Here is a 4,276-nt window from a genome sequence, read left to right on the forward strand (position 1 = left end):
CGATGCGTGTAATTTTGATTCGATTTTGGTGTATTAGTGAATCGGTGATACGGTGATACGGTGAATCGGTGGTACGGTGAATCGGTGATTTGGTGAATCGGTGAAACAATTAAGATATCAGTTAACCATATAAAAGTATATTTAATGACACATAAAGATTTAAAAGTTTGGCAGCTAAGTGTTGATTTGGTATTAGAAGTTTATAAATTATCTAAAGAACTGCCATCAGATGAAAAATTTGGTTTAATATCACAGATAAAGCGTTCTTCAGTTTCTGTTCCATCAAATATTGCTGAGGGTGCAGGAAGAGGATCGAATAAAGAATTTGTACGATTTATTAACATTGCTTCTGGTTCATTAAGTGAATTGGAAACACAACTAATAATAATTCAAAAACTTGAGTATTATGATACTTCTATTATCGTAGATGAAATAATAGTGATAATAAGAAAAATGTTATACAAGTTGAAGCAGTCTTTACTCTCAAAACAGAAGTAATGTTGTAAAACAGTGAATCAATCTGCATAACTGCATCACTGCATCACTGCATCACTGCATCACTGTTTCACTGTATAGCTGAATCACAATTAAGAAATAAATGGAAATAAAAACAATAAATATAGAACTAAACGGAAAATCCGTAGAAGTTCAGGATGGCGAAACTGTTTTACAGGTAGCTAAGCGCGAAGGAATAGAGATTCCTACCCTGTGTAATGATCCAAGGTTAGAGCCTTTCAGCTCGTGTTATTTGTGTGTTGTTGAGGTAGAGGGAATGAGAGGTCATCAGCCCAGTTGTTCTACCAGGGTTACTGATGGGATGAAGGTTATTACCGATAACGATGCTATTCATGCCTCACGAAAAACGGCTCTCGATTTAATAATGAGTAACCATTATGCCGATTGTGCGGCTCCGTGTAAGGAAACGTGTCCGGCAGGTGTTGATGTTCAGGGCTATATTTCGCTCATTGAGAAAGAAAAATATCACGATGCGGTGGCGTTGATTAAAGAAACAAATCCACTTCCTGCAATCTGCGGCCGGGTTTGTGTGCGTCCTTGTGAGGCTGCCTGTCGCAGGAATTTATTGGACGAAGGGGCTCCTGTAGGAATTGACTATATGAAACGTTTTGCATCTGATTATGATTTAATGTCGGAGAATAAATTTATTCCTGAAATAGAGCCATCAACCGGTAAGAAAGTTGCTGTAATAGGTGCCGGTCCCGGCGGATTGTCTGCTGCTCACTTCCTGCAGATAAAAGGTCATCAGGTTGATATTTTCGAGGCAAATCCACATTCGGGAGGATGGTTGCGTTACGGAATTCCTGAATACCGTTTGCCAAACGACATTCTCGATGAAGAAGTAAAGAATATCACCGATTTAGGTGTAAATATAAAATACAATCAGTATTTCGGTGAAAACCTGAGTTATGAGTCTATCAAAAAGGATTACGACTCTACGATACTGACAATTGGTTCTCAAAAAGGAACTTTGATAGGAACTAAAGGTGACGATGCTCAAAATGTTTTTTCAGGAATTGATTTCTTAAGAAATATGGAGATGACAGGTCAAAAAATGGACCTGAGCGGAAAGACTGTAGCAGTTGTAGGTGGAGGTAATACAGCAATGGACTGTTGTAGAACTTCTATAAGATGTAATGCCGGAAAGGTTTATGTAATTTACCGTAGAACAGAAGCCGAAATGCCGGCTAATCCTATAGAGATCCACGAATCTAAACTTGAAGGAGTAGAATACCTGTTTCTGACAAACCCGAAAGTGGTTAACAAGGATGAAAATGGTGTTTTAAAATCGGTTACATGTCTTAAGATGGAGCTTGGTGAGCCTGATGCCTCAGGACGTAGAAGACCGGTTCCTATTGAAGGTTCAGAGTTTGAACTGGAGCTTGATTATATATTGGCGGCTATCGGACAAAAAACCAATGTTGATTTTATTGATGATATTAACAGGTTTTCGGAAGATGGTGAGTTGATTGTAAATAAGTGGGGAGATATTGATGCAGATAAGGAAACTCTTCAAACCGGAATAAAGTCGGTATTTGCGGCAGGTGATGGAGTTACGGGAGCTGCTACAATTATAGAAGCTATAGCGCAGGCCAAAACGGCTGCTGATTCGTGTCATCAGTATTTAACAGGACAGGAAATTAAACCTAAGGCAAAAGAATTTTTAAGTAAAAAGGATAATTTCAAAACTCAGATAAAAGAGGAGTACGCCGGTAAATATGCTTTACAAACCCGTCAGGAAATGCCTGTTTTAGATGCTGCAGATCGATTTAATTTTGATGAAGTGGAATTGGGTTATGCCGATGAATCTGTGTGTAAAACTGAGGCAGGTAGATGTTTGGAGTGCGGTTGTGTTGAGTATTACGATTGCGATTTGAAAAAATATGCAGGAGAGTATGAGGCCGATCAGAAAAAATATGCAGGAGAGTATCACGAGCACAATGTTGATTTCCGTCATCCTTTTATAGAAATCGATAACAACAAATGTATACTTTGTGCACGTTGTGTACGTATATGTAAAGAAGTTGTCGGTGCAAATGCTCTTGGACTGGTAAACCGCGGATTCGACACAGTTGTTGCCCCAAGTATGGGACTTTCACTTCAGGATACAACTTGTGAGAGTTGTGGACTTTGTATATCTACCTGTCCAACGGGTGCAATTAGTGAGAACTTCCAGTTCAAACCGGGGCCTGTTGTAGAGTACAGTGCAGAGTCGATTTGTAACTATTGTTCGGTTGGTTGTACAGTTGATTATAAAAATCACAATAATTTTGTGATGAAGGTAAAAGGTGCAGAAGGGCAAATAAATACTGATGGCAATATTTGTCAGATGGCTAAGTTTGGCTACAATTATCTAAACGATTCAAGCCGAATTACAAAACCATTACAAAAGCAGGCAGATGGTAGTTTTGCAGAGGTTTCGTGGGATGATGCATATGCTCTTATTAAGGAAAAGGCATCTTCTGTTAAGCCAGACGAAAATATATTTACAATAGGGGCACGTTACAGCAACGAGGAAATGTACATGTTGCAGAAAATTGCCAGAGCGGGTGTGAGAACTAACAATGTTGGCAGTTTTGCAAACTTCGGGAAGGGCGATTATTTCGATGTTATTTCTGAGGAAAATGTTCCAATAAATCATTTAGATCAAGCCGGTACAATCTTTTTGATTGGAGATGATATAAAGGAAACTCATCCTGTAGTTGGGTATAAAATATTTAATTCATCTTACATAAAAGGGGTGAATGTAGAATTGATTGCTTCTGCCGATGCTTACGGACTGACTCACAAGTATGATACTAAAACCGAAGTAGAATCGTATTACCACTTTTTTAAGGCTGTAAACCATTATATTTTATCGAAAGGAAAAGAAAATATGATGTTTGTAAATGGCAGAGTAGAAGGTCACGAAGATTATAAGATTGATACTTTAAGAGAGGACTACTCTGAGTTGGTAAAACTATCCGGGGTATCTGACAAAAAAGTAATATCGAAGTTTGCGAACAGGTATTTGCTTGAGCAAAATGCAGTAATAATATTTGCAGAGCAAAATATTGATGGAGCCACAGCACAGGAGATAAAAAATCTTGTTTTGATTAGTGGTAAGCTTGGTAAAACAGCAAGCGGATTAATTGCATTGAAAGAAAAAAACAACTCACATGGATTAATTGATATGGGAGTTAAAAGTTCATTGGCTGTTGGAGGGAATAATATTTTAGATTCTATTTCGAAGATGGAAAGTGTTTGGAATATTTCGGATATGAATGATAAGATACATGACATAGATTCTCTTTTAGAATTGCGGGTTGTAAAAAATGCTTTCGTATTTGGAGAAGATCCTGTAGGATGTGCTGTTGACAAAGAGGAGATGAAAAAGCAAATTGCCGATGTTCCTTTTGTGGTAGTTCAGGATTATTTTATGACAGAAACCGCTGAGCAAGCCGATTTAATTCTACCTGCTTCGGCACCGGTAGAAAGTGGTGGCTCGTTTACCAATACTCAGAAGTATATTCAGACTTTCGATAAAAAACTGGCTACAAAAACCGGAAAACTAAATTTAGAGCAGTTGTTTGATATTGCACTGCAATTAGGAATCAACGGGCTTGAAGATTTAGGTGATGTAAATCTGGAAATCGTTAAGTTTTTAGGAGACGATTCTGAAGATAAGTTTGTGTTGAAATCTACAATCCGGGAAGCTAAGGAGAAGAAGTTTAACTACTCCTGCGATGTGATTGAGAAGATTTTTGACGAGAAGTTTTAT

2 protein-coding genes are annotated in these 4,276 nt (G+C 38.0%); both read left to right on the forward strand.

Features of this window, described 5'->3' with window-relative positions; translation table 11 throughout:
• The first annotated feature begins 144 nt into the window (after positions 1-144).
• The gene (locus ABFR62_13290; GenBank protein ID MEN8139394.1) at positions 145-498 is read left to right on the forward strand and encodes a four helix bundle protein; all 354 of its coding nucleotides are present in this window, start codon (positions 145-147) and stop codon (positions 496-498) included.
• 100 nt (positions 499-598) lie between these two features.
• Positions 599-4,276, forward strand: a 3,678-nt coding sequence (locus ABFR62_13295) for a molybdopterin-dependent oxidoreductase (protein ID MEN8139395.1), incomplete at its 3' end; no start/stop codon positions are given.

It is taken from the genome of Bacteroidota bacterium (assembly GCA_039714315.1).
In the GTDB taxonomy this organism is placed as follows: Bacteria; Bacteroidota; Bacteroidia; order Flavobacteriales; family JADGDT01; genus JADGDT01.